General features: G+C 48.2%; 23 protein-coding genes. 4 read left to right on the top strand and 19 right to left on the bottom strand.

Annotation, left to right across the window (positions count from 1 at the left end):
- Window positions 1–6 precede the first annotated feature (6 nt).
- The 6 genes from HNR77_RS14335 to HNR77_RS14310 all read right to left on the bottom strand — a co-directional run bounded on the left by HNR77_RS14335 (window position 7) and on the right by HNR77_RS14310 (window position 5252).
- Window positions 7–534 (bottom strand): hypothetical protein, encoded by a 528-nt coding sequence (locus HNR77_RS14335; protein WP_311768622.1) that lies wholly within the window; start codon window positions 532–534, stop codon window positions 7–9.
- A 130-nt stretch (window positions 535–664) separates the two neighbouring features.
- Window positions 665–1714, bottom strand: coding sequence for a metal ABC transporter substrate-binding protein (locus tag HNR77_RS14330; RefSeq protein ID WP_184185380.1), 1050 nt, complete (start codon window positions 1712–1714; stop codon window positions 665–667).
- Window positions 1715–1736: 22 nt separating this feature from the next.
- The gene (locus HNR77_RS14325; RefSeq protein WP_184185377.1) at window positions 1737–2615 is read right to left on the bottom strand and encodes a metal ABC transporter permease; all 879 of its coding nucleotides are present in this window, start codon (window positions 2613–2615) and stop codon (window positions 1737–1739) included.
- Complete coding sequence (locus HNR77_RS14320) at window positions 2561–3268, bottom strand: metal ABC transporter ATP-binding protein (protein WP_184185374.1); 708 nt, start codon at window positions 3266–3268, stop codon at window positions 2561–2563. Before HNR77_RS14320 ends, HNR77_RS14325 begins: the two co-directional genes overlap by 55 nt.
- A 90-nt stretch (window positions 3269–3358) precedes the next feature.
- Window positions 3359–3508 (bottom strand): 50S ribosomal protein L33, encoded by a 150-nt coding sequence (gene rpmG, locus HNR77_RS14315; protein WP_036613813.1) that lies wholly within the window; start codon window positions 3506–3508, stop codon window positions 3359–3361.
- 529 nt (window positions 3509–4037) lie between these two features.
- Window positions 4038–5252: a GTP-binding protein gene (locus tag HNR77_RS14310; RefSeq protein ID WP_184185371.1), complete on the bottom strand. Its 1215-nt coding sequence runs from the start codon at window positions 5250–5252 to the stop codon at window positions 4038–4040.
- A 274-nt stretch (window positions 5253–5526) separates the two neighbouring features.
- On the opposite strand from HNR77_RS14310, the gene HNR77_RS14305 reads away from it, so the two are divergent.
- Complete coding sequence (locus HNR77_RS14305) at window positions 5527–6597, top strand: permease (RefSeq protein ID WP_184185368.1); 1071 nt, start codon at window positions 5527–5529, stop codon at window positions 6595–6597.
- A gap of 243 nt (window positions 6598–6840) precedes the next feature.
- On the top strand, window positions 6841–7788 hold the full coding sequence (locus tag HNR77_RS14300; RefSeq protein WP_311768621.1) for a TIGR03943 family putative permease subunit: 948 nt from the start codon (window positions 6841–6843) through the stop codon (window positions 7786–7788).
- Between the two features lie 725 nt (window positions 7789–8513).
- Here HNR77_RS14300 and HNR77_RS14295 read toward each other — a convergent pair.
- The 6 genes from HNR77_RS14295 to HNR77_RS14270 form a co-directional block, all read right to left on the bottom strand.
- Window positions 8514–9815, bottom strand: coding sequence for a pyrimidine-nucleoside phosphorylase (locus HNR77_RS14295; RefSeq protein ID WP_184185365.1), 1302 nt, complete (start codon window positions 9813–9815; stop codon window positions 8514–8516).
- A 316-nt stretch (window positions 9816–10131) separates the two neighbouring features.
- Window positions 10132–10839 carry a purine-nucleoside phosphorylase gene (gene deoD, locus HNR77_RS14290; RefSeq protein ID WP_184185363.1) on the bottom strand — a complete coding sequence of 236 codons (708 nt, stop codon included), beginning with the start codon at window positions 10837–10839 and terminating at the stop codon, window positions 10132–10134.
- 171 nt (window positions 10840–11010) lie between these two features.
- Window positions 11011–12189 (bottom strand): phosphopentomutase, encoded by a 1179-nt coding sequence (gene deoB / locus HNR77_RS14285; RefSeq protein ID WP_184185361.1) that lies wholly within the window; start codon window positions 12187–12189, stop codon window positions 11011–11013.
- 29 nt (window positions 12190–12218) lie between these two features.
- Window positions 12219–13409, bottom strand: a complete 1191-nt coding sequence (locus tag HNR77_RS14280; protein ID WP_184185359.1) for a NupC/NupG family nucleoside CNT transporter — start codon at window positions 13407–13409, stop codon at window positions 12219–12221.
- Window positions 13410–13667: 258 nt separating this feature from the next.
- Window positions 13668–14315, bottom strand: a complete 648-nt coding sequence (gene deoC / locus HNR77_RS14275; RefSeq protein ID WP_184185640.1) for a deoxyribose-phosphate aldolase — start codon at window positions 14313–14315, stop codon at window positions 13668–13670.
- A 284-nt stretch (window positions 14316–14599) separates the two neighbouring features.
- The gene (locus HNR77_RS14270; protein ID WP_184185637.1) at window positions 14600–15538 is read right to left on the bottom strand and encodes a DNA-binding transcriptional repressor DeoR; all 939 of its coding nucleotides are present in this window, start codon (window positions 15536–15538) and stop codon (window positions 14600–14602) included.
- 273 nt (window positions 15539–15811) lie between these two features.
- Between HNR77_RS14270 and HNR77_RS14265 the strand changes: the two genes are divergently transcribed.
- Entirely contained in the window at window positions 15812–16438 is a 627-nt protein-coding gene (locus tag HNR77_RS14265; protein WP_184185357.1) for an FMN-dependent NADH-azoreductase, read from the top strand.
- Window positions 16439–16521: 83 nt separating this feature from the next.
- On the opposite strand, the gene HNR77_RS14260 is transcribed toward HNR77_RS14265, so the two are convergent.
- From HNR77_RS14260 to HNR77_RS14245, 4 genes are all read right to left on the bottom strand, one after another.
- The gene (locus tag HNR77_RS14260) at window positions 16522–16878 is read right to left on the bottom strand and encodes a hypothetical protein (RefSeq protein WP_184185355.1); all 357 of its coding nucleotides are present in this window, start codon (window positions 16876–16878) and stop codon (window positions 16522–16524) included.
- 187 nt (window positions 16879–17065) lie between these two features.
- Window positions 17066–17728: a class II aldolase/adducin family protein gene (locus tag HNR77_RS14255; protein WP_184185353.1), complete on the bottom strand. Its 663-nt coding sequence runs from the start codon at window positions 17726–17728 to the stop codon at window positions 17066–17068.
- Window positions 17729–17788: 60 nt separating this feature from the next.
- Window positions 17789–19294: a rhamnulokinase gene (locus HNR77_RS14250; protein ID WP_184185351.1), complete on the bottom strand. Its 1506-nt coding sequence runs from the start codon at window positions 19292–19294 to the stop codon at window positions 17789–17791.
- A 24-nt stretch (window positions 19295–19318) separates the two neighbouring features.
- Entirely contained in the window at window positions 19319–21109 is a 1791-nt protein-coding gene (locus HNR77_RS14245) for an L-fucose isomerase (RefSeq protein ID WP_184185348.1), read from the bottom strand.
- Window positions 21110–21494: 385 nt separating this feature from the next.
- Between HNR77_RS14245 and HNR77_RS14240 the strand changes: the two genes are divergently transcribed.
- Entirely contained in the window at window positions 21495–22508 is a 1014-nt protein-coding gene (locus tag HNR77_RS14240; RefSeq protein ID WP_184185345.1) for a LacI family DNA-binding transcriptional regulator, read from the top strand.
- Window positions 22509–22591: 83 nt separating this feature from the next.
- On the opposite strand, the gene HNR77_RS14235 is transcribed toward HNR77_RS14240, so the two are convergent.
- Genes HNR77_RS14235 through HNR77_RS14225 form a run of 3 tightly spaced genes read right to left on the bottom strand, consistent with a single transcriptional unit; the run spans window position 22592 to window position 25254 of the window.
- On the bottom strand, window positions 22592–23485 hold the full coding sequence (locus HNR77_RS14235) for an NAD-dependent epimerase/dehydratase family protein (protein WP_184185342.1): 894 nt from the start codon (window positions 23483–23485) through the stop codon (window positions 22592–22594).
- Window positions 23486–23507: 22 nt separating this feature from the next.
- A complete protein-coding gene (locus HNR77_RS14230) occupies window positions 23508–24248 on the bottom strand; it encodes a class I SAM-dependent methyltransferase (protein ID WP_184185339.1) in 741 nt (246 codons plus the stop codon).
- Window positions 24249–24273: 25 nt separating this feature from the next.
- Window positions 24274–25254: a Gfo/Idh/MocA family protein gene (locus tag HNR77_RS14225; protein WP_184185336.1), complete on the bottom strand. Its 981-nt coding sequence runs from the start codon at window positions 25252–25254 to the stop codon at window positions 24274–24276.
- Between the last annotated feature and the right edge of the window lie 167 nt (window positions 25255–25421).

The following is a 25421-nucleotide window of genomic DNA, read 5'->3' as shown; positions in this document are numbered from 1 at the left end:
ATCCCATTATACTACGTGCACTTCCCCTGCTTCGTTTCGTCTTTTGAAGTCCAGTGCACATCGTTCCATCCACCAGCAGAAGCTGCGATTATGCCCAATGAAAAAAGAGGAAAGATCATATCGGCCGCGCCCGGGCTCATATGTTACCAATAATCGGTTTTTCATTCGCTGCAGCGCATATTTCACGAACTGCTCGGATGCCGGGCTATGAATCAGCGTTACATAAGCATACAGGGAGTGATCGACAGGTTCATCCAGCGGACTGACACCTGCACATGAAAACTCCGTCTGCACACCTGCTTCATGCAGCAGGTTTAGCGTAGAGACTAACTCTGTATCAACCTCAATCCCGTTCCAGATTGCTGTCTGTTTGGGAAAAACAACCTGTTTATCCCGCTCGGTCCAGTGCATCAATTCCTGCTTTCGTCTTCTCCACAGTTGGGCGGGCTGCTCACTTAACAGTACTTCCTGCTCTTCATATTGTTCATGCGGGTCCATCGTATCCTCCTGTTCTGCTTCATCCGGTCGATTCAAGCGAAAAAGAGCACATCGCTGTGCTCTATGCTTCGCAAAAGGCAAAGGAATCGATCTCATTCATTCCTTAGCATGTTGTTATATTGTACCTTTTTCGGTGCTGAGCATCAAATTGAATAAGAATTCCTGATTATTCATTCAGAGCCAGCTTCAGCGCCTCCATGTTCTCTCTCATGACACTGATGTAGTCCTTGCCTGCTTTGACTTCGTCCTCGGTCAGACCTTCAATCGGATTTAAAACAGCCGTTTTGGCCCCAACCTCCTGAGCAATTGTATCGGACACTTTGGAGGATACCAGTGTTTCGAAGAAGATTGTTTTGACCTTGTGTTCTTTGGCAAAATCAATCACTGACGCCATCTGTGCTGCGGATGGCTCCTGTTCAGGAGACAACCCGGCAATCGGTACCTGCTGAAGACCGTACTCCTGTGCCAAATAAGCAAAAGCCGCGTGCTGTGTAATGAAGTCTTTACGTTTGCTGTCCTTCACAGCCGCCTTGAAATCCTGATCCAGTGCTTCGAGCTTGGCAACATATGCGTCAGCATTCTGTTTGAACTGATCTGCATGCTGAGGTGCCGCCTTCGCCAGTCCCGCTTCAATATTGCGAACCTCTTTTATGGCCAGTGCCGGAGATAACCATACATGAGGATCAAGTCCGCCATGATCATGGTCATGCTCTTCACTGCTGGCTTCTGCATGGTCGTGACCATCCTTTGCAGCAGCATCATCCGCGTGATCATGCTCGTCCGCATGGTCGTGGTCATGCTCTTCCTCTTCTCCACCCTCACGAATGCTAATGCCTTGACTCGCCTCGACTTGGATCAGCTTGCTGCTGCTCAGACTGTCCTTGACCTGATCAATCCAGGATTCCATGCCTGCTCCGTTGTAGACGAGCACATCTGCCTTTTCGATGCTGGCCATATCCTGAGGAGTCGGCTCCCAGTCATGCGGCTCCATTCCAGTAGGAACAAGTGTATGCACATCTGCCAGATCGCCCGCTACATTTTTCGTAAATTCATACATTGGATAGAAGCTGACCTGCACATTCAATTTTTGCTCCGTTTCCGCCGGAGTGGATGTGGATGCATCCGACTCCGCGGCCGGGGCCTTCTGCCCGCAGCCCGTTACAACGAGTGCCATGCTGAAAATCAGTGCAAGCGCGGAATTTTTAGCCCATTTCATATCATAAGTTCCCCATTTCATATTATGTGTTCCCTTTGGAATGTATATATAGTGTCGCTGTCTGCTGTTGCTGTACTGAGCGGTGTCGTTTACGGTTATATAGTGAAATCAGCTTCTGAGCCGATATTCCGGTCAACAGGAAAAATAACAGGATAAGTGCAATCGTTCCACCTGGTGGTGTATTCAATTGATAAGAAGCGGTCAGTCCGCTGAAAATACCTGACAACCCCACAATGACCGCAATGAGGATTGCTGTTGCAAAACTGCGTGATATCCTCAAGGCTAACGCTGCCGGCAGTACAATCAGTGCAGACACCAGCAGTACGCCGACAATCGGCATGGCCGAGGCAACAGTCATTCCTGTAAGTATGGCAAATGCAAACGATAATCCTTTGACCTTAACTCCCCCGATTGAGGCAGTCTCTTCATCAAAGGTCAGATTGTAGAGCGGTCTGCGCAGACCCATAAAAAAGACCAGGCCAATCAAGCATACAGCTGCCATCATCCAAAGCTGTGTGTTGCTTACAGCTACAATTGAACCGAACAGATATGAACTGAACGTTTTGGAGAGATTGGTCTTCAAACTCATTAATACAACAGCTAAGGCCAGACCCGACGTCATAATAATGGCCACGGGCACCTCGCTATAGGTACGATAGCTTCGCCGCAGCTGTTCAACCAGCAAAGCACCGATCATGGCTACCGCAAAGCCGCACAGCACGGGATTCAGGTTCATGACAGAACCAAGCGCAACGCCGGCAAGCGAAACGTGAGAAAGGGTATCCGCCATCAGTACCTGCCGTCTGAGCATCAGATATACACCCAGAATAGGTGCAATCATCCCGATTAGCCCTCCAGCCCAGAAAGCACGTTGCATGAATTCGTACTCAAACACTGCCATTCCTCACTTTCCTGTCGCTCCAGCGTGATCGTCCGGTCCAGCCGATTGCCGATCTCCTCCAGACCATGTGTAACCATAATAATGGTCAGCCCGTGCACATCTGCATAATGACGCATCAGATCATAGAAGCCTTCTCTGCTGCGCCGATCCATACCTGTAGTCGGTTCATCCAGCACAAGCACATGGGGCTGGGCAGCCATTGCCCGTGCGATACAGATGCGCTGCTTCTGTCCGCCCGACAGTTCGCCAACCCGTGTATTACGATATTCCCACATCCCCACTTCACGCAGGCTGCGTTCAACAATCGCTTCTTTGTCCGCAGTGAACCTGCGAAAAAGCCCCAGCTTGTGGTAACAGCCGGAACGAACCAGTTCGATGACCGTGCTGGGAAAACCGCTGTTAAACGAGGCCACCTGCTGTGGCACATATCCTATTTCCAGTTTGCCCCCTCGAAGCTGCTGTGTGTTCATATGGACCGAACCGCTCCAGGGCTTTAACAGCCCCAGCAGCAATTTCAGCATCGTTGTTTTCGCAGAACCATTCGGGCCTGTGATGCCAACGAATTCACCCACATGAATATCCAGCGATAGTTGATCAATGACCGGCTCTTTGCCATATCCAAATACAACATCACGCATGGAAGATAAAATCATGGTGTACCCTCTTTCATTTTCGTAAATTTTACGATTTGGAGAACTCAAAATTTTTTTACTTATGTTTTTGTTTTATTGTGTTGCCTGATTTTAGCGTGTTTCCCGATGAATCGTCATTTTCTTCAAACGCGGCGAATACTTTTTCATTTCCAGACGCTCCGGATGGTTACGCTTGTTCTTCGTTGTTGTATAGTTGCGATCTCCGCACTCTGTGCAGGCTAATGTTACAATGACTCTCATGATGTTGCCTCCTCTTTTTAATTCGTAATAATTACTATTTAATGATACTAGCTTATGCCTTTTCTTTTGTCAACTTTGTAAATTACCTCGTTAAATTTTTGTATTCACACATCATATCCCCGGAAGGATGGACAGGTTCATTTGAAGTTGGACAGGCTCATTTGGAGTAAATCTCTCTTTCGGTTTTAGTCACAAATAAATGGAAATGGCGGTTTTTATTGATGCAGCCTGCAATTCAGTTATTCCATTTCGCGCAGCATTACAATAAAGGGGCTGTCCCATAAGTCATGAAAATGACTGGGGGGTTGCCCTGCCTGCTTCGGCGCTAACGATCAGGAGAAGCCTTATTAGTTTCGTTTTTAGCGAGTTTCAAATCTAACGATTCCCAGAAACGCTATTTCGACAGAAACAGTCCTATGTGGGACAAAATTGGCTTCATTTCACAAAATAACGTCTCCTGGATTCGTTAGATTTCAGAACAGCTCAAAAAGCGGGAAATAAGGCTTCCTGAACCTCCTTTATTATCGAATCAGCTCCACTGTGGAAAAGGGTCTTTCAGCTCACGCCAGTTCATCTGCATTTCTTCATCGGTAAGCAGCGTTTCATCCAGTGTCCGCTCTATGGTCGCACGATCCATGTCAATGCCGATAAACACAAGTTTTGTCACCCGGTCGCCCCACTCATCATCCCAATCTGGAATAGCAGGCAGGGTGTCGCCAAAGTGCAGATGCCGCTCCTCTTCGCTCATTGCACCAACCCATATTCCAGCAGGTGCAAGCTGTTTGGAGGTTCCTGCGTGGCTGAACGATATCGCCATATGGTTGCGTGTAGCCATCCACATCAATCCTTTGGAGCGTACAATGCTATCCGGCCATTTGGCTATCCAGCGCAGCAGGCGCTCCGGATGAAACGGGCGTTTACGAAGATATACAAACGAGTGAATACCGTATTCCTCGGTTTCAGGCGTATGTTCTTCCTTCATTAATTCGCGGATCCAGCCCGCGGACTGGCTTGCTTTTTCAAAATCAAAGCGTCCTGTATTCAGAATCTCTCTCGGATCAATCTGTCCATGCGTTGTACGAACCAGCTTGGCCTCAGGCTGCATCGCGTGCAGTGCTTTTTCCAGCTTGGTCAGCTCCTCCTCGGACACCAGATCACACTTGTTCAGCACCAGAACATCACAGAATTCCACCTGGTCCGTCAGCAAATGCACAATACCACGCACATCGTCTTCCCCAGCTTCCTGTCCCCGATCCTTTAATGTCTCTTTTGAATAAAAGTCACGCCAGAACTGAGCGGCATCGACCACTGTAACCATCGTGTCCAGGCGGGTGAATTGGGTCAAATCAATGCCCAGCTCCTCATCTATATACGTAAATGTCTGCGCTACCGGGACCGGCTCGCCAATCCCTGTTGATTCAATCAAGATGTAGTCAAACGAACCATCGAGCGCAAGCCGCTCGACCTCTTTCAGCAAATCCTCTCGGAGTGTGCAACAGATACAGCCGTTGGACATCTCTACGAGCTTCTCATCAATTCGCGATAACCCGCCTCCGTCACGAATCAATCCTGCATCAATATTCACTTCACTGAGATCGTTTACGATGACGGCGACACGCATGCCCTCCCGATTATGAAGCACATGGTTTAACAATGTGGTTTTGCCTGCTCCGAGATAGCCGCTAAGCACGGTAACGGGAATTCGGTTCTGAACTTGCTGTTGATCTGACACTGACGATGACATATTGGCTTCCTCCACTCTTTAACGGTATGTGTAATTCATCATGTTTTTCGGGTACTGCTTCTGTTTCAAAAATATATCTGAGACGTGTATTAATCGTAATTATTACGATTAATACACAAGAAACTATACCTTACTTCACTTTTGCTTGTCAACCAGTGCGTGACGAACGAGAATTGTTTAATCGTAAAATTGTTGATTTACAGGTCAGAACGATGTATGTTACAGCACGTACAAGCATATATTCTAGCAAAGTTCTAGTGACGGAGGTCTTTTCATGAGAATGGCAGCCAGTTTGAAGCTTCTAACCTTCCTGGTTCCATGTGCATTTGTGGTCCCGGTCATCATCACATTTGCTCCTGATCTGAGTCGGGTCTGGAATAGCGAAGCTTTGCAAAATATAAAAACGGTGTTTGTCAGTATTTTTCTGGAGGCGGCCCCCTTTCTGCTGATGGGTGTTTTCTTGTCCTCTCTTATGCAGTGGTTTGTATCGGAAGAAATGGTGCGCAGACTTACACCTAAACATCCCGTTGGCGGCGTATTAGTTGCCGGGCTGCTCGGTATTATTTTTCCAATCTGCGAATGCGGTATGATTCCTGTCGTACGCCGACTTATGCGTAAAGGCATGCCTGTGTATATTGCGGTTACGTTTATCCTCAGCGGGCCTGTTGTCAATCCGATTGTGTTCACCGCCACCCTGCTCGCATTTCCCAATCATCCAGAAATTACAATTGCTCGTATGGGGCTTGCCTTTGCTGTTGCTGCTGCTGTTGGTGGACTCGTCTATGTGTTTGTTAAACGCAGTCCGCTCCGCTCACCCAAAGGTGTGACAACCGAAGTGAAGACACATCCAGGCTTCAAAATGGCCTTTTCTCCCTCACATTCACACTCACACACTCACACTAACTCGCATGATGGCTTCGATGATCATCATCATACACATCCAAAGGACTGGCGCAGCTTTTTTATTCATGCAGGTGACGAGTTCGTTGATATGAGCAAATATTTGGTGATTGGCGCGCTGATTACAGCGTGTATTCAGACGTTTGTGAGTCGCAGTGATCTGATTGCGCTGGGGAACGGCCCTGTTGCGTCGTATGTATTTATGATGGGGTTTGCTTATGTGCTGTCCCTGTGCTCAACTTCAGATGCTTTCGTGGCTTCGGCTTTCTCCCATACGTTTGCTTTGGGCCCGCTGATTTCCTTCCTTGTGCTCGGGCCGATGCTGGATTTCAAAAGCACGCTGATGCTGCTCTCTACCTTCCGCACCCGCTTTGTCATTGGATTAAGTGTAGCGATTGTTATACTGGTCTTTGCCGGGTCGTGGCTGGTGAATTTCTTTGGATGAAGCGGGGATTTGAGATTGAGTTGTACGGAATTAAGAATAGCGATAAAAATACGGAACGTTGAAAATGGAATATAGAATAGTTCAATATTAAAAATGGTTCATCACATTAATGATTAATGCCATTAACTATTTATCTTCAGGTTATGATTCCACCGTTTTTGAAAAAATGCTGATAGAGAGAGGGTGAAATTTGTGGGCTACGGAAATCATGCGATGAACAGGAGCTTTTTCTCAAAATCAAATGTGATTCAGTGGCATTCTCTCATACGTGCAGGCTGGATTGGCAGTCTGGCTGGGTATATCATACATCTCCATTCAAGCAACGCCTTGCATTATTATCTGGCTCCAACTCTGCAAAAGCTGCTGCTCGCTTGTGTCATTCCGTTCATTTTTATTGCTGTCATTATGGCCTGGCATGCTCTTTTTGACAGAAATGAAATGCAATGCGGGTGTGAGCACCCTCCACCTTCCGGAGTTTTGCGCAGTTCGATGGTGTATGGTTTGATTGCACTCCCGTTATTGCTCGGTTTTCTGCTGCCGGATCAGGCTCTGGGCAGTTCAATGGCAACTCAGAAAGGCATGTCCCTGACATATGCAGCACCTGAGATTCGGCGTAAAGAGCCGCTGCCCGCTGCCTCGCCTCGCTTGAACGTGCAGGACGTGAGGTTGCCTGTTCCCCAAGCGTCAGCAGGTCTGCCCGCTGCCCCTGCAAGTGTACAGTTTGTACCTCCCGATGAATACAGCCGTGAGTTCGCTGAGCTGGCAAAAAGGTTATATGCACAGCCTGTCATTCAGGTATACCCGCAAATATTTTCAGAAACACTTGGCACGATTGATATGTTCCAGCGCCAATTCGCAGGCAAGGAAATTATACTTACCGGCTTCGTATATCGGGATGACAGCATGGAGCATGATTCTCATTTTGCGCTGGGGCGTTTCCTCGTCATGTGCTGTCCGGCAGATGCGGCTCCGTTTGGTGTGATGATTCATGTGCCGGAAGCGAGCAGGCTGACCAAGGACAGCTGGGTTCAAGTCCGCGGTACAATTGGTTCCGCTCAAGTGGATGGAAAGGATACGATGGAGATTCGAGCAACAAACGTGACACCAATCAATCAGCCGGCCAGTCCATACATCTACACCAGTGCAGATTCCGTGAAAACATACGATAAGATTCTGAGCGCGCAGAAGTGAAATCCTTATTAGGCTGAAAAACAAGTAACTCTCATCAGCGGTTTCACTTCACACACTTCATTCATTCTAACGAATCGAGAAGAGCTTATTTGCGTGAATATGTGCTTCAGGAAATTGTAACGAATCACAGGAGCCTTATTTCACTTAAAACACAACAAAAATGCCACTTTTCTCCCCATTCTACGGAAATAGGGTTTCCTGAAATTGTTACAAAATAAAAACGCATGAAAACACCCAAATAGCGTTTCTGGGAATCGTTAGGAGTAACAAGTTGCCTCCAGCGGGTTCATCCCAATCATTTTGCACACCACTAGTTAGAGGTCACACTGTTTACGTTCTTTGTGTTGATCGAATTGCTTGGGTTAGATTGGTTGCTTGAGTTGCTTGGGTCGGATCGGTTGCTTGCGTTGATTGAGTTACTTAGGTCGGATTAGCTGCTTGCATTGATTGGGGATTGCTGGGGGTAGAGATTGGTCACTTCGGTTGGTTGGATTGCTGGAGGTGGATTGGTTGGTTTGGTTGCTTGCTCCAGTAGCGTTTGGTTGTGTTGCTTGTGTTGTCTGAGTCGCCTGATCGCTTACACTTCCTGACGCCACTTAAAACACTTAAAAAGACGGGCAGAATTAAGCTGCTCCGTCTTTTAAGTCTCGTTATATTACCTGTATCCCCACAATTCGGGTTGAGGCAATGCAATGCCTTTTATTTTAAGTTACCCGGCTATCCTCTTACTCGGTTACGATGTCATGTACCAATACCGGTGCATCCGCATGGTCAGCAATGGTAATGTTCTCTTTAATTTTTGCGATAACGGCCTCTACATCTTCACGGTTGGCATGAATAGTGACCAGAGACTCGCCGGCTTTCACTGCATCGCCTACTTTTTTGTTCAGCATCAAACCAACAGCCAGGTCAATCTCGGATTCTTTGGTTGCTCGACCCGCACCAAGCAGCATAGCCGCAGTTCCAATCTCATCCGCAACGATACCAGCTACACACCCGTCACGATCTGCTGGAACCTCGATCAAATATTTGGCTTGTGGCAGGCGATCTGGATGATCCACGACCGAAGCGTCGCCGCCCTGGTTTGCCAGGAAGTGTTTGAACTTCTCCAGCGCTTTTCCGTTGTGGATGACTTCTTTCAGCTTTTCTTCGGCCTGCTCCAATGAATCCGCTTTGCCCGCAAGGAACACCATTTGACGTCCAAGTGCCAGACACAGCTCTTCCAGATCCTTAGGACCTTTGCCTTGCAGGGTAAGGATTGCTTCCTTCACTTCCAGCGCGTTACCGATCGCGAGACCGAGCGGCTGGGACATGTCCGAGATAACCGCCATCGTTTTACGGCCGACATTGTTACCAATGCTCACCATCGCATGTGCCAGCTCTTTCGCGTCTTCTGTTGTTTTCATGAACGCACCAGCGCCTGTTTTTACGTCGAGTACAATCGCATCTGCGCCTGCCGCAATTTTTTTGCTCATAATGGAGCTTGCGATCAGTGGAATGGAGTTAACTGTTGCCGTTACATCACGCAGTGCGTACAGCTTTTTGTCCGCTGGTGTAAGGTTGCCACTTTGGCCGATTACCGCTACTTTATGCTCGTTGACGAGACGGATAAACTCTTCTTTTTCAAGCTCCACATGGAAGCCCGCTACAGATTCCAGCTTGTCCGTTGTACCACCAGTGTGACCAAGGCCACGCCCGGACATCTTCGCCACAGGCACATCCAGTGCAGCGACGAGTGGTGCAAGCACCAGTGTAGTTGTATCACCCACGCCTCCGGTGGAGTGTTTATCTACCTTGATGCCTTCAATGGCAGAGAGGTCAATTGTTTCGCCCGAGTTAACCATAGACATAGTCAAATCTGCACGTTCTTTATCTGTCATGTCTTTGAAAAATACAGCCATCGCCCAGGCGCTGACTTGATAATCCGGAATTTCTCCTTGCGTATATCCTTGAACAACAAAGTCGATCTCTTCTGTTGTCAGTTCTTTGCCGTCACGTTTTTTGGCAATAATGTCTACCATTCTCATGATGATCTCTCCTTTGGGATAAATTGATTAAACAGAACACCTGTTAATGCATCATCCGTTCCGGCTCCGGATCGTTCTTCCGAGCGCTGTTGTCTCCCGATTTTCTTTGAATCACCTTATCCATGGTCGAAATTCGGGAGACAAAGGCGCACGCTTCGCTTCTCCAGAATCGATTCCGGTTCCTCCACTCCGTGCTTCAACACAGTTTCGATCTAATCCATTTGGGATTGGTTAAGTAACACGTGTTATGCCGCAGCCGTTCCTGTCGTTCTTACGATCGCTGTTGTCTCCCACCCGGCCCGAATCGGCCCTTCATTTACAGTGTAATTGCAGTCTCCAACGCCACAACCATCATGTCGTTGAACGTTTTTTGGCGCTCTTCTGCGGAAGTTTCTTCACCCGTCAGCAGGTGATCACTTACTGTCAGGATGGTCAAAGCGTTCACGCCGAATTTGGCAGCAATGGTGTACAGCGCTGTTGTTTCCATCTCTACACCAAGCACGCCGTGCTTCATCAATTTTTCTGTCACGGAGCGGTCATCCCGATAGAAGGAATCGGAGCTGAACACGTTGCCGACATGAATGTTCATCCCTTTAGCTGTCGCACGGTCGTAAGCTTCCTTCAGCAGCGAGAACGTTGCGATTGGCGAGAAATCATATCCACCGAAAACATGTTTGTTTATGCTTGAATCCGTGCATGCTGCTTGTGCAAGCACGACGTCACGTACACGTACATGCTCCTGCATACCGCCGCAAGTTCCTACACGAATCAGATTTTTCACACCATACTCGCTGATCAATTCATTGGCATAGATCGCAAAGGATGGAATCCCCATACCCGAACCTTGCACCGAAATCCGGTGACCTTGATATGTACCTGTGAAGCCAAGCATTCCGCGAACCTCGTTGTAACAAACGACATCCTCAAGATACGTATCTGCGATGTATTTTGCACGCAAAGGGTCTCCTGGCAAAAGGATCGTTTCTGCGATATCTCCGGGTTTTGCTCCAATATGTGTACTCATGTCATTTCCTCCAATATATAAAATTATCTATGGTTATTTGCGATAGGCGGCCTGGCTCGGGAGAGACTTCCTCTTACATCACTCCCGCAGTCCGGCACCATGATGAATGCCCGCATCAGTTTGAACAGTCCAAACTTTCAGTCACTTACGATTCAGTTCAGACATTCATTGTTATTTCAGATCATTCAGGAAGCTTTTGCCGTATTCAGGCAGCTTTACACCAAAGTTATCTGCTACTGTTGCACCAAGGTCTGCAAAGGTGCTGCGCAGCTCCAGCTGTTTACCCTCGCTGAAGCGCGGGGAGTATGCAAGCAGCGGAACATATTCACGCGTGTGATCTGTGCCGCGGTAAGTTGGATCGTTACCATGGTCGGCAGTAATGAGCAGCAGATCATCGTTGGTCATTTTTGCAAAAATCTCAGGCAAACGTGCGTCATAATCTTCAAGTGCCTGCGCATAACCTTGCGGGTCACGGCGGTGGCCGTAGAGCGCATCAAAATCAACGAGATTCAGGAAGCTCAGACCCGTGAACTCTTCATCCATCGTTTCAGACAGCTTGTCCATGCCATCCATATTTGAGACAGTGCGAACTGCTTTGGTCACACCCTCGCCATCATAAATATCGGAGATTTTACCTAAAGCAATAACGTCAAAGCCGCCATCCTTCAGCTCATTCATAACTGTGCGCCCAAACGGCTTGAGTGCATAGTCATGACGGTTCGCCGTGCGCTTCCAGTTCCCGGCTTCTCCAACGAAAGGACGTGCAATAATACGGCCGAGCATGTACGGATCTTCAAGTGTGATTTCACGGCAAAACTCACAGATTTCATACAGTTCTTTCAACGGAACAACGTCCTCATGAGCTGCAATTTGCAGTACGGAGTCAGCCGATGTGTAGACAATCAGAGCACCTGTTTCGACATGCTCCGCACCCAGCTCATCCAGAATTTCCGTGCCGCTGGCTGGTTTGTTGCCAATGACCTTGCGGCCTGTCTTCTCTTCGATGCGCTGAATCAGCTCATCCGGGAAGCCATTCTCGAATACACGGAAAGGTGTGTCAATGTATAAACCCATAATCTCCCAATGGCCTGTCATCGTATCTTTGCCACGGGAAGCCTCCTGCATTTTGGTGTAATGCGCTTTAGGTTTATCCGCCACCGGAATACCTTGAATTTCTTTAATGTTAGACAGTCCGAGACTTGCCATGTTAGGCATGTTCAGACCTCCACGTTCACGTGCAATGTGACCAAACGTATCGACGTCAAAATCATCGAACTCAGCCGCATCCGGCGCTTCACCGATTCCTACTGAATCCATGACGATTAGATGTACTCTTTTGAATGTTGACATAATCTAAGCACTCCTTCCAATAATCCGGCTTACAAAAACAGTCCAGTGATGATCGCAGACAGCACGCTGACAAGCGATGCACCATAAAGCAGCTTCAGTCCGAAGCGGGCCACCACATTGCCCTGTTTCTCATGGAGTCCCTTCACCGCCCCGGCAATAATACCGATGGAGGAGAAGTTGGCGAAGGATACAAGGAAGACGGATACGATCCCTGTTGTTCTGGCAGACAATGCTGTCTGTTTGCTCAGATCAAGCATGGCAACGAATTCGTTGGACACCATTTTGGTAGCCATAATGCTTCCTGCCTGAATCGCTTCTTTCCAAGGGACACCCATAACAAAGGCAAATGGTGCAAATGCATACCCTAGCAGTTCCTGGAACGAAATGCCGATCACAGCGCTGAATATTCCGTTAATCAAGGCAATCAGAGCGACAAAACCGATCAGCATCGCTGCAACGACAATCGCCACCTTGAAGCCATCCAGAATATATTCACCCAGCATTTCAAAAAACGATTGTTTCTCTTCTTCCTGCACTTCCAATATATCTTCTTCCTCGGTTACCCGGTACGGGTTCACAATAGAAGCAATGATAAAACCGCCAAAAAGGTTGAGCACAAGCGCCGTCACCACATATTTCGGATCAATCATCGACATATAGGCACCGACAATGGACATCGATACCGTGGACATGGCTGAGGCACAGAGGGTGTAAAGCCGATGTTTCGGCAGTAACCCGATTTGTTTTTTCACGGATATGAACACTTCAGATTGCCCCAAAATGGCCGAAGCAACCGCGTTATATGATTCCAGTTTGCCCATTCCGTTGACTTTGCTTAATACCAGACCAATATATTTTATAACAAAAGGCAGGATTCGGATATACTGCAATATACCAATCAAGGCAGAGATGACCACAATCGGCATGAGCACAGTCAGGAAAAACGGTCCACTTCCGCCTTCTGCTCCAACGTTTACTAAACCGCCGAAGACAAAGGTAATCCCTTCGTTTGCATAGTCCAGCAGGTTCTTAAATACCGTGGAAAACCCGCCAATGAGCCATGTCCCCACTTCGGTGTTCAGCAAAGCATAGGCCAATATAATTTGTAAAACAACCATAACCGCAAGCGGTCGGTATCGAATCTGTTTCTTGCCGTTGCTCGCGATATAAGCCAGTCCAAACACCACGAGTAATCCAAGTATGGCTATAAGATATTTCATGTTATCTCTCCTTTGAAGATCGTTAAGCAAGCGTTGTATAAACTGCTCAAAGGGTACTGAACCTCAAGTATGAAAATCGGATATCACTATTTCATTTTTTCAGAAAATACATTAAAGCGCTTACAACATTCGCCGATAAATCAATTTTCATGAACTTCTTTGATTTTGATTAAAGCTCCTTGCGTACTCCATTCATCCAGCTTGCAAACTTCCTGAACCCTGTCTTCATAACGACAAGGTCCAGGAAACAATCAAGCTTTAGTAAGACGAAGTAGACTCGCCGCCCTGCATGATCTTCACACCAGAGCTTGCCCCGATTCGGGTAGCGCCAGCTTCAATCATTTTCTGCATATCTTCAAGGCTGCGTACGCCGCCCGATGCTTTTACCCCCACGTCTGGTCCAACGGTGCGACGCATCAAAGCGACATCTTCCGGTGTTGCTCCTCCTGTAGAGAAGCCTGTCGATGTTTTGACAAAATCTGCTCCGGCTCTGACAGCCGCTTGACAAGCACGTACTTTCTCATCGTCTGTCAACAGAGATGTCTCAATAATTACTTTCACAAGCGTACCTGCTGCAGCTTCAACAACAGCACGAATATCCTGCTCCACGTAATCATCGTTTCCGTCTTTCAATGCGCTGATGTTGATCACCATATCGACTTCCGTTGCACCCTTGGCAATGGCATCTTTAGTCTCGAACGCCTTAGTTTCGGTTGTGGACGCTCCTAGCGGGAATCCGATAACGGTGCAAATATCAACGCCTGTGCCTTGAAGCTGCTCTGCCGCATAAGACACCCAGCCCGGGTTAACACATACAGATGCAAACTGGTACTGCTTCGCTTCTTCTGTCAGCTTGGTAATTTCGTTACGGGTTGCATCTGCACGTAGCAGCGTGTGGTCGATCATTTTAGCCAATTGTGTTGTAGTCAATTCAATCTCTCCCTTATCTGAAGTGAACTGTGAACTTATATGCTTACATTACCATGAACATATGTAAAAATCAATTTGAACTTTTGTTCATGTGTAATTTTTGGATAGAAGCGTGAACATTTTGTTACACATAGAAGCACTACTATTTTCGTTTTATTTTCCGCTTTACATAATAAAACATCCGCCCTAGTGCATGGCAGATGTTGTCATCGTTGATCTGGTTATTCAGTTTCGGAACCATAAACCATTTACGAAACCCTCTATAAACGAAGCAAAGCCTGTGCTGTGTACTGATCTGTAACAAGAATGTTGGCGTACTGACCCTTCAGGGCGGCATGGATCGCTTCTATTTTGCGAATACCACCGGCGACAAGAATGGATTTCTCTTTATTCCGTAACTCCGCGAGATCAATTCCAACCGTTCTGCTGTTAATCTCCTCGCTGATCAAATGCCCCTCCGCATCAAAAAAACGTGAACAGATGTCCCCGGCACCCGACTTCATCAGGAGCTGCTGCTCTTGCTCATTAAAATATCCAAGCTTGAACAGAAGTGCATCCTCCTTCACCGTTCCCACCGTAAAGATGGCAATGTTCGCCTGTCTTCCCAGCTCTACAATTCGTCCAATGTGCCGATCGGCCTCAACCATTTTCTTCACTTCAAGGCTATCGAAGATAACAGGAAGCGGCAAATACCTTGGAACCGTGTGAAAAGCTTCTGCAAACAGATGCACAATCTCCGCCGCATATGTATTCACATGGGAGTGGCTTACGCCCCCCTTGAGCTGCACCACTTCAACACCCTTGACCTGTTTGGGACGGAGCTGTCGTGCCACGGCATGCATCGTTGTTCCCCAAGTCACACCGATAATGTCCGCATCCTGCACAGTGTCCTGCAAATAGTCCGCTGCTCTCTTGCTGATATGCTTCTGAATCTCCTCATCGCTCTTGAGTGGTGCGAAACAAACAAGTGCTGTCTCCAGATGATATTTCGCCTTGAGCTCTCCCGCAATAATATCAATATCCTCAAGCGGGTCCATAATCTCGATGCGTACATATCCCCGGTCCTTGGCATATTGAAGCAGTCTGGATACGGTCGGGCGTGATACCCCGAGTCTTGTAGCTATATCCTGCTGACTGTAATCGGACTGGTAATACAATTTCGCCGCTTCAATGCTTAAACGCTGTTTCTCCAGGTCCATTCCCATGTGCATTCATCTCACTCATCTTATTATCGTTGAAAATAGAAAACGTGGAACATCTCGGATCCAGCCTGACCACACTTGTTTTACAGGGCTTTCTCCACCAAAATACTCGTCCTATATATTATACATATATTAAGTATCCCATCACTATATTTTGCCAAAATACATCTCATGCTGCGGGTAATCCCTAACTATAGTGAATAAAATAAAGCTACCCATAGCATACTACTCCAGTCAATGAACATATATTCGGAAAGCGAGGAAATATGGATGTCAACTCTCTTGTACATTACTGCCCATCCGCATGATCATCAAACCTCTTTCAGTATGGCTGCCGGAAAAGCTTTCATTGAGGCTTACAAGCAAAGCCATGCATCTGACGAAATCATTCATCTCGATCTGTACCGTTCCAACATTCCACATATTGATGCGGATGTATTCAGCGGGTGGGGCAAGCTGCAGGCTGGCGGCGACCTGACCTCTGAGGAGCAGGACAAAGTTCAGCGTCTGAACGAGCTTTCCGACCAGTTTGCGAGTGCCGACAAGTACGTTTTTGTTACACCGCTGTGGAATTTCTCATTCCCGCCTGTATTGAAAGCCTACATTGATTCCATCTGTGTAGCAGGCAAAACGTTTCGTTATACAGAGCAGGGCCCCATCGGTTTGCTCACAGACAAAAAGGCACTGCACATCCAGGCACGAGGTGGCGTTTACTCTGAGGGTCCTGCAGCCGAGATGGAATCCGGGCATCGTTATCTAAGCATTATCATGTCATTTCTGGGCGTGCCCAAGCTGGATGGTATTTTTGTGGAAGGTCATAACCAGTACAAGGATCGTGCGGAGGAGATCAAGCAAAAAGGAATCGAAGAAGCACAGCATTTTGCCAAGCAGTTCTAGTCTGCTGAAGAAAAAAATAAAACCCGCACCACTTCCTCGAGTATAACTCAAGGCGGGTGCGGGTTGTTTAGCTTAGACAAACGTTATGGTTTTGGCGTTCCTGCACTGGCACGGCTCATCGTTTCGAGCTTGCGAGTGATCGCATGCCGGTCAATTTTCAACCCCCAGATCAGTTCAATGATCTGTTCCTTGTCCTCAGGAGAATCAGTATGTTTCAGCTGCATCAATAAATCGTGCATCTGCTCGTTAATATCCTCGAATTGATTCCAGAGATCCTGACGCACCTCGGTGGAATCCACGTGATGGTTGGAATCGACTTCTTCCTTCAAGGCTTGCAGGATGGAGTCCTTCCACTCCTCATCACCTAGCTGCTTTGCAATATTCAGGAGATCCAGATAATCGTCAACAAGAAGTGAGTTCAATTCAGCATATGTTTTCATCGTTTATTGCATCCCCTTTTCGTTCTATTTACCCAGTATTATACTCGGTATTTCAGGTTATGCAATAGTTGTCGAGAAAAAGGTTGAAATCTGACTTGATCATGTCACATTCTGACGAACCGGATTTCTTCCTGAAATCACTTGTACGCATTCAGTATGTCTCAATATGAACGGTGAAATGATCAGATCAGGACTTGAGCTGCTGTAATAATTGCACACGGTAGGCTTCACTTTCAAGAGACTGAATCTCTTTATATTGCTCGGCAGTCAGAACCTTGGGTTCCCCCGCAGCCTTTGCGATCATATATACCTTGGCACTTTCTTCAACCACTTGTGTGCGGTAATATGCTTCTCGCAGATTTTTGCCTGTCGTCACCAGACCGTGATTGACAAGGATAAGGGCTGTGTGCTCTGTTACTTTGGCAGCTACGGCATCCGCCAGAAGTTTGGTTGTCGGCAATACGTAAGGTACGAATCCGATATCTCCAACCAGTGCTGACTGGTCAGGGAACAAATGCGGCAGGCTGTCATAGACAAGACTTAGTGCAATAGTATATGCGGGATGCGTGTGCACAATGGCCTGAATATCGGAATTCACTCGATAGCTGAACAGATGCATCAGCACTTCAGATGAGGGACGTGCGGCCCCTGCACAGGTCTCTCCCGTCTCTATATCAATGGCGATCCATTCATCCGGCTCCAGCTCCTCCAGCGCGAAGCCGCTCGGTGACAAGAGCATGGTGCCATCTGAGCGCGCGCTAATGTTCCCGCCTGGACCAACAACCAGTCCTTGAGCTACCGCCTTACGGGCGTATTTGGTCAATTCCTCTCTCACCTGTTGTTCAGACATGCTTCTCTACCACTCCTTTATCTGTTTCTTTTACTTCTTCTGTCTTACAATTTCATGGCATTAAGGTTGCTCCTGTTTCAGCCCATTTAATTGCTGATATATTCCATACGCCTCCTGCCAGCCATCCTGCTGTTCAGGCGTGTAGATGTCAGGTTCAAAAGAACCCCCTGCAATTTCACGTGCATCGGACAAGCTGTCTAGTTCACCAAGTGCAATATACTGCATCAGGCAGTTACCTGCTGCAGATGCTTCAACGGGCCCGGCGATTACCGGGACTCCAGCCGCATTTGCTGTAAACTGGCATAACAAGCGATTCCGTACCCCACCTCCAACCATATGAATAACCGGAGGTTTATTGCCTGTAATCTGCTCAAGTTCATCCAGTGTCTGCCTGAACTCCAGTGCGAGACTTTCCAATATACAGCGAACGATCGCTCCCACACTTTCAGGCACGGGTTGACTGGTTCCTTGGCAGTGCTGGCGAATTCGCTGCGGCATATCACCAGGACTCATGAACACCTCGTTTCCAGGCGGTACAAATGATTGATGCGGACGCGCCAGGGAAGCAAGCAGAATAAGCTCTTCATGGGAATAGACCCGATTTTCCCGCTGCCACTGGCGTTTACATTCCTGTAGCAACCACAGACCTGAACGATTTTTGAGCGTCCTCACCTTGCCGTTTACCGTTCCCTCATTGGTAAATCCAAGCTTGCGGCTCAGATCACTCAACACCGGGGTATCCCGTTCAATGCCCATCAGAGACCATGTGCCGCAGCTGATAAAAGCATATTCAGATGCAGATGCAGGGATCGCTGCAAGTGCTGAAGCTGTATCATGTGATCCTGCGGAAACAACGTGCATCGGACCACTGTGCAGCTCTTGAACCAGATCGCTGTTTAATGCACCAAGCACACTGCCTGGCTGAACAAGCTTCGGGAACAAGGAGTGCGGCAGACCCAGACGGCTCATCAATGCTTCATTCCATCTTGCTTTCCCGGTATGAAGCAAACCGCTTGTGCTTGCAATCGTATATTCACAAGCCTGTTCACCTGATAGATAGTAGTGGAACAAGTCCGGCATGAATAACAAACGCGTGCCAGCATCGACATCCGCTACCCGTTCCCCAAGATCACCAAAGAGCTGAAATATCGTATTGATCTGTTGAGGCAGTACCCCGGACATGGAGTACAGTTCCTGCTCACTCACTACAGAAAGCACATCTTTCATCCATCTCCCATGACGTGTATCGCGGTAATGACGAGGATTACCAAGTAATCTTCCCTTGCCATCGATCAGTCCGTAATCTACACCCCACGTATCAACTGCAATAGAATGTATGGCAGAGGATAAACCGGCAGTGCCTTTCATCATGCCCTGCTTCAGCTCATGGAATAAACGTGGGAAATCCCAATATATTTCCTTTCGAAGCTGTACAGGATCATTAGGAAAGCGATGAACTTCCTGCAGTGTCAGCTTGCGTCCCTCCAGCGCTCCCCGAACCATGCGTCCGCTTCCGGCGCCGAAATCGGCAGCAAGCACATAAGCGGCTCTAGCCTGATTTCCCATAGAATGCCCCCTTCGCTCAACGTCTTAACGATACAACGGGCCAAATACATGACAAGCGCGATAATCCGCACTTTCCGGCTCACTTGTGCCAAACATGCCCCAAGCCCGCGGACGGAAGATGTCTGCTTCAGGCACATTGTGCATATTGACCGGAATACGCAGCATGGAGGCGAGAGTAATCAGGTCCGCACCGATGTGTCCATACGAGATTGAACCATGATTCGCCCCCCATTGATTCATCACCTCGTACACCGAAGTAAAGGCTCCTGAGCCGGTCAGTATTGGAGCAAACCAGGTAGACGGCCATGTTGGATCAGTCCGCTGATCCAATGTGTCATGCACATGCTCAGGCAAATCCACCGTGTAGCCTTGAGCCAGCTGCAGCACCGGGCCCAGCCCTTTCACCAGATTCAAACGGGTCATCGTTACCGGCATTCCACCTTTGGTGAGGAAGTCTGCGGAATATCCCCCGCCCCTAAAATACTCAACGGAAGCAGGTCTCCATGAAGTCGCTTTCAGACAATTCTGCACCTCCTCGTCCGTAATTTCCCAAAAAGGCTTGAGCACAGGCTTGCCATTCCGTGTTTGCTCTCCCGTACCGTCTAGCGCTGCAGAGCCTGAATTAATAAGGTGCAAAATTCCTGCCGCGGCCTGTCCCTCCAGCTGATGTTCTGTCACACGTTTCACGGATTCGGGGCTCCAATACGTACGTACATCGGCGAAAATCTGCGCGGTATGTGTCAGTAAAGAACCAAACAGCATAGAGACACCGTTCAGACTGTCATTTTCCGTAGCTACCAGATATGGCGCACGTTTACCGTTCCAGTCAAAGGAGGAGTTCAGCATGGACTCCAGAAAATCCCCGTTGGGTGCATGATCCGTCCACTGCCGCTGCCCCTGAAACCCGGATACAATCGCATGATGTCCCATGGCTTCCTCTTCAAAACCGAGTGCAGCGAGCTTCGGATTACCTGCCATCAGATCACGCACAATCTGAGTCATTTTAACAACCGTTTCCCACTCGGCATCTTTGCGCTTCCGATCACTTTGAAGATGCTCCGGGTTGTTATCCGGGCCCTCACTGCAATTCTCCTTTACCCAGGCGAGTGCAAGCCTGTATTCCTCAGGATCATAGATTCCCTCTTCCATCCGCCGCGTCAATTCGCTCATATCCACGTATTCATTCCGCATGCCCAGATATTCCTGGAAAAAAGAATCATTCACGATGGAGCCTGCAATCCCCATCGACACCGAACCTATAGATAGATATGCTTGCCCCTTCATCATAGCCGCCGCAAGACCGGCACGACTGAAACGAAGCAGCTTCTCACGCACATCGTCTGGAATCGTAGAGTCACCGCCATCCTGCACCTCTTCACCATAGATGCCGAACGCAGGAATACCTTTCTGAGCGTGTGCAGAGAGTACTGCCGCCAAATATACAGCTCCTGGACGTTCCGTACCGTTAAAACCCCAGATCGCCGTAGGAACTGAAGGTGACATATCCATCGTTTCTGTACCATAACACCAGCATGGCGTGACCGTAATCGTTACACCTACATTGGAACGACTGAACAAAGCCGCTGCTTGCGCTGCTTCCGCAACCCCTCCGATACAGCTTTCGGCAACGATGCATTGTACCGGGGAACCATCTGGATAACGAAGCTCTGCCGAGACCAGCTCGGCTACCGATGTGGCCATACGCATCGTCTGTTCTTCCAGTGACTCACGTACCCCTTTGCGTCTGCCGTCTATCGTGGGACGAATGCCAATCTTGGGGAAATCCTGTTTGTAACGGTAATCCTGTTGAGTCATGCGAGAACGTCCTCCTTTTAGTGCATTTCAATAAATGCATATGGATTTGAGAAGTTTCTGACTGAATACGAGGCCGTATTTGGGGAAAATGGCTTGTTCCATACCGGAAATATGTGTTTGCCGATAACCTTCCGTTTTTTTGAATGCGTTTACATTAGGGTAAAAAAATAAACCTCTCTCATGAATCCATCTTTTAATGTCATTCACTGTACCTTAGGCGCACAAGGGAACATACATGAAAACGAACGAGAGCGGTTCTTCTGTCTAATTATACTATTCCGTTTAGGGTTATCGGTAACCCTAACATAGCATGCACTTATCTTGATGTCAATCCACATTATCCTATAAAATGAAAAGACTACACTGCGGAAAGGTCAGATTCCATGTGATTACCATTTATGATATTGCCAAAAAAGCCAACGTCTCCGCGATGACCGTCTCCAAAGTTATTAATCGCACCGGGCGTATTAGTACAGCTACACGTGAGCGAGTGCAGCAGGTGATCGATGAGCTTGGGTATATCCCCAACTCCAATGCTCGGAGTCTTGTGCTGCAGCGAACACAGATGCTCTCTTTACTGATTACGGACATTACCAACCCTTTCTATACCACGCTCGCACGCGGAGCGGAAGATGCTGCACATCTGCGTGGATACCGTGTTTTGTTCGGCAACAGCGACGAGGATTACCAGAAAGAGCAGGAGTATGTGGAGGCTATTCTATCGACACGGGTAGATGGTGTGCTCTTTGCTCCAGCAGGTGATCGCTCTATTACCCATTTGCAGCAGCTGCAGGCGCGCAACATTCCGTTTGTGTTTCTGGACCGTACAGTACCTGATATTCATTCCGATGTCATTGCCGGAGACAGCCGTCAAGGCGCTCTGGAGCTTATGCGTTATCTGATTAAGCTGGGACATCAGCACATCGCGCTGGTGAACGGTTCGTCAGAGGTGTCCACAGCCAGATTACGCGAACAGGGATATGTAGAGGGGCTTCGTGAAGCCGGAATTACTCCCGATCCTTCGCTCGTGCTTCGTACCAGCTATCGGGATTTCAGTGATGATGAGGGGTTAGAACGTCTGCTATCCCGCCCGCAGCAGCCTACTGCTGTTTTTGCAGCCAATAACATGCTTGCGATTGGCGTTATCCGTCTGCTGCGCAAGCGTGGACTTCGAGTGCCGGAGGATATTTCCGTCGTATGCTTTGATGATCTTGATCTGGCGTCGGCCTTTGATCCTTTCTTAACGGTCATTGCACAGCCTGCATACGAATTTGGTTATCAGGGGATGCAGATGCTGATTGATCGCATTGAAGGGAAATTGCCACCAGACCCTCAAACGATCATTTTACCATCGGAGATGCGAATACGCGCTTCTGCTGCGGCTCCCGCCCCTGGCTGATATTTCCCGCAGCCATACATAAGAAAAAAACAGGATGAACCTGAGAGCACTTCTCTGGTTCATCCTGTACCTTGCCCCGCGCTTTATTTCTCGGACTGTAGAGCCAGCGCAACCTCTCGCACAAGACCCGGGAACCAGTTCATGAGCGCTTCAAACGTATACCCTGCCTGCTCCGCTTTCGAAGTATCCATTGTCCAGGACTGCTCTACTCCAAAGGGCGACATGTCCTCGTCCACCGTCTGCTTCAAAATCTGCGACTGCATACCTGTCACGGTTTCGATGAGATTCATCATAGCTCTAAGTGTAATGGAGCCCTTGGATGCTGCATTCACTGGACCTGACAGCGACACATGACCAAGCCAGGCCAGAAAGCGCCCTGCTTCCGTGGAATGAATGAAGCCAATCTCGGCTTCGGGATTTGGCATGCCAATAGGTTTGCCTTTTTGCACATGTTTAATATGAAAATGAAGTCTTCTTGTGTAATCGTCGATTCCAAGTACAATTGGAATTCGCATCGCCGCTACCGGGAAGGATGCCGTTTGGAAGAACACAGCCTCGGCAAGCCGTTTGCCCTCACCGTAACTGAAATCTGACTTACTCCCATACTGCAGCGGGTATGTATACGGATCAAAATCCGTTTCCACGAATCCCGGTCTGGGTTCTCCGTATACAGACAACGTAGATGTCAGCACGTATCGCTGTGTACGCCCGGCAAATGCTTCACAAGCAGCCTTCGCTTCATTCGGGGAATAACAGATATTATCATATACAACATCCCACTGATCCGACTGAGCGGCCTCTGTGACAGATTGGGGGTCTTCCCGGTCCATGCGAATTCGCTTCACTTCCTCGCCAAAATCCACTTCTGTCTGTCCGCGTGTCGCGACCGTGATCTCTGATTTCCCTTCCCATAACAGATGATCCACCAATCTTTTGCCAAAAAAACGCGTACCTCCAAGGATAAGCACCTTTTTCATCTGGTTTCCCTCCAATACAAATCTATTGTGACATCTTCTGAATACGAAGCATGGTATGTGCATTCCGCTGAAATTCGTATGACGTCTTGACTTCGGACACCATATATCCTCTTTTTTCCAAAAGCAACTTCAATTCATCCATATATTCATAACGCTTGCCTGACAAGTCTGCGGTCGGAAAAACACGCACCTCATGTCGGGATACACGCAGCATTTCCAGCAGTGTCTGCACATGAAAATCAACATTCAGCCGATCTGCATAGGTAAACAGGAAATGCGCAGATAAGGTTAAATCAAACTGTTCATCAGCAAACGGAAGTTCAGGCAGTACAGCTGCTGTATACCCGCCCGGATATTGCCTCATGTCCGCAACACAATCTGTAATGGCACGCAGCCGTTCTTCCTTCAAGCCCTGAATCGATCCGAACCGATCCCAGACATATGCCCCCTGTGCAGCCTGCATCTGCTTCATCGTATGTTCAATGTCCTGCAGCCCTTTGGCGTTCAGCTCATTCGTATCGAACTGATACACGATATCCGCTGCCACTGGACGTGCGCCGTGCTTCCGAGCCTGACTGCTAAACGAACATGCGCCCCCGGGACAATCGAGAATGTGCTTGCCTGCAAGCTCCTGCTCTGTCAATTGAAACATGCTCATATACTCTTCGTACGTTCTTCCGATAAACACAATCTGTGCCAGTTCGAGGCTGCTCTCTTCTCTGCTCTGCTGATCGTTCACACTTCTCTGCTCATCTCTGCTCATCTCTTCGACATCCTCTCACTGTCAATTAATCGTTAGGAAAAACAAGACCAATCTGCTGCCTGATCTGATCCATCACCCGCATCGTTTGGTAAGAGCGTTCATAGGTGTTCATCGCAGATTCTTTCTTTCCTTGCTGTACCAGATTAACAAACTCCTCCATCTCATAATACATCACAGGATGCTGCTGCTCTACGGTCAATGGCTCGATCGTCCCGTCATTATAACGAATCTCAGCGTGTTCAGGCGCACCGATCTTGTCAATCAGGATACTGCCTCGTTCTCCGATGATCTCGCTTGGTGCATGCGAATTGGCAATTTTGGAGTATGTTACCACTGCTTCCATTCCGTCATAATTCAGTAGCACGCTGCCCTGGCCGTCCACACCGGATTCCAGCATGGTGGCTTGTGATTGAACCTGCTTTGGCGCACCAAACAACGTAATGAGCGGGTATAAACAATATACACCCAGGTCCATCAAAGCTCCGTTCGCCAGCTCAGGCTTGAAGGCGTTAAGCACAATGCCCTCCTTGTACTTGTCATAACGCGAGGAATACTGCGAATAACCCGCTATGTATTTGCGAACAGGGCCGATTTTATGCAGATGCTGCTGCACACTTTTAAACACCGGAACAAGCGTTGACTTCATGGCCTCCATCAAAAGAACGTCATGCTTCCGCGCTGTCTCGATCATACGGCTCACTTCAGCACGATTAGCCGCGAGCGGCTTCTCACACAATACATGCTTGCCGTTTCTAAGGAACAATTCGGCCTGCTGGGCATGCAGTGTGTTTGGCGTTGCAATATATACCGCATCCAGCGTATCGCTGGCCGCCATTTCCTCCAGATCCGTGAAGCGATAAGCGGCATCATATCGGTCTGCAAACGCGTTCGCTTTCTCCTCTGTTCGCGAGTATACCGCTGTAAGCTGGAAACCTTGAACCTGTGCTGCTGCCTCCAGCAGCTTTTCCGTAATCATATTCGTACCTACGACCCCGAATCGAACCATACCGATCTACCTCTTTCCTTATGACTGATATTTGTTAGATATTGAACGTGTTAAACATTGGAGTAATTCTTGTTTCACAACCTGTCTCTCTATTGTAACGTATAATTCCATTGGAATGAAGAAAGAGCTCGTTGCGTTAATGAAATAGAGCTAATCGTGATTTTAAA

Source organism: Paenibacillus sp. JGP012 (genome assembly GCF_014203995.1).
GTDB lineage: Bacteria > Bacillota > Bacilli > Paenibacillales > Paenibacillaceae > Paenibacillus > Paenibacillus silvae.
This window is presented reverse-complemented; position numbering and strand designations above follow the sequence as displayed.

Bases quoted from the DNA above. Each gene is read 5' to 3' on its own strand.
- HNR77_RS14330 (WP_184185380.1), bottom strand. From the start codon at position 1,714: ATGAAATGGGCTAAAAATTCCGCGCTTGCACTGATTTTCAGCATGGCA.
- HNR77_RS14325 (WP_184185377.1), bottom strand. From the start codon at position 2,615: ATGGCAGTGTTTGAGTACGAATTCATGCAACGTGCTTTCTGGGCTGGA.
- HNR77_RS14320 (WP_184185374.1), bottom strand. From the start codon at position 3,268: ATGATTTTATCTTCCATGCGTGATGTTGTATTTGGATATGGCAAAGAG.
- rpmG (WP_036613813.1), bottom strand. From the start codon at position 3,508: ATGAGAGTCATTGTAACATTAGCCTGCACAGAGTGCGGAGATCGCAAC.
- HNR77_RS14310 (WP_184185371.1), bottom strand. From the start codon at position 5,252: ATGTCATCGTCAGTGTCAGATCAACAGCAAGTTCAGAACCGAATTCCC.
- HNR77_RS14305 (WP_184185368.1), top strand. From the start codon at position 5,527: ATGAGAATGGCAGCCAGTTTGAAGCTTCTAACCTTCCTGGTTCCATGT.
- HNR77_RS14295 (WP_184185365.1), bottom strand. From the start codon at position 9,815: ATGAGAATGGTAGACATTATTGCCAAAAAACGTGACGGCAAAGAACTG.
- deoD (WP_184185363.1), bottom strand. From the start codon at position 10,839: ATGAGTACACATATTGGAGCAAAACCCGGAGATATCGCAGAAACGATC.
- deoB (WP_184185361.1), bottom strand. From the start codon at position 12,189: ATGTCAACATTCAAAAGAGTACATCTAATCGTCATGGATTCAGTAGGA.
- HNR77_RS14280 (WP_184185359.1), bottom strand. From the start codon at position 13,409: ATGAAATATCTTATAGCCATACTTGGATTACTCGTGGTGTTTGGACTG.
- deoC (WP_184185640.1), bottom strand. From the start codon at position 14,315: ATGATCGACCACACGCTGCTACGTGCAGATGCAACCCGTAACGAAATT.
- HNR77_RS14270 (WP_184185637.1), bottom strand. From the start codon at position 15,538: ATGGACCTGGAGAAACAGCGTTTAAGCATTGAAGCGGCGAAATTGTAT.
- HNR77_RS14265 (WP_184185357.1), top strand. From the start codon at position 15,812: ATGTCAACTCTCTTGTACATTACTGCCCATCCGCATGATCATCAAACC.
- HNR77_RS14260 (WP_184185355.1), bottom strand. From the start codon at position 16,878: ATGAAAACATATGCTGAATTGAACTCACTTCTTGTTGACGATTATCTG.
- HNR77_RS14255 (WP_184185353.1), bottom strand. From the start codon at position 17,728: ATGTCTGAACAACAGGTGAGAGAGGAATTGACCAAATACGCCCGTAAG.
- HNR77_RS14250 (WP_184185351.1), bottom strand. From the start codon at position 19,294: ATGGGAAATCAGGCTAGAGCCGCTTATGTGCTTGCTGCCGATTTCGGC.
- HNR77_RS14245 (WP_184185348.1), bottom strand. From the start codon at position 21,109: ATGACTCAACAGGATTACCGTTACAAACAGGATTTCCCCAAGATTGGC.
- HNR77_RS14235 (WP_184185342.1), bottom strand. From the start codon at position 23,485: ATGAAAAAGGTGCTTATCCTTGGAGGTACGCGTTTTTTTGGCAAAAGA.
- HNR77_RS14230 (WP_184185339.1), bottom strand. From the start codon at position 24,248: ATGAGCAGAGATGAGCAGAGAAGTGTGAACGATCAGCAGAGCAGAGAA.
- HNR77_RS14225 (WP_184185336.1), bottom strand. From the start codon at position 25,254: ATGGTTCGATTCGGGGTCGTAGGTACGAATATGATTACGGAAAAGCTG.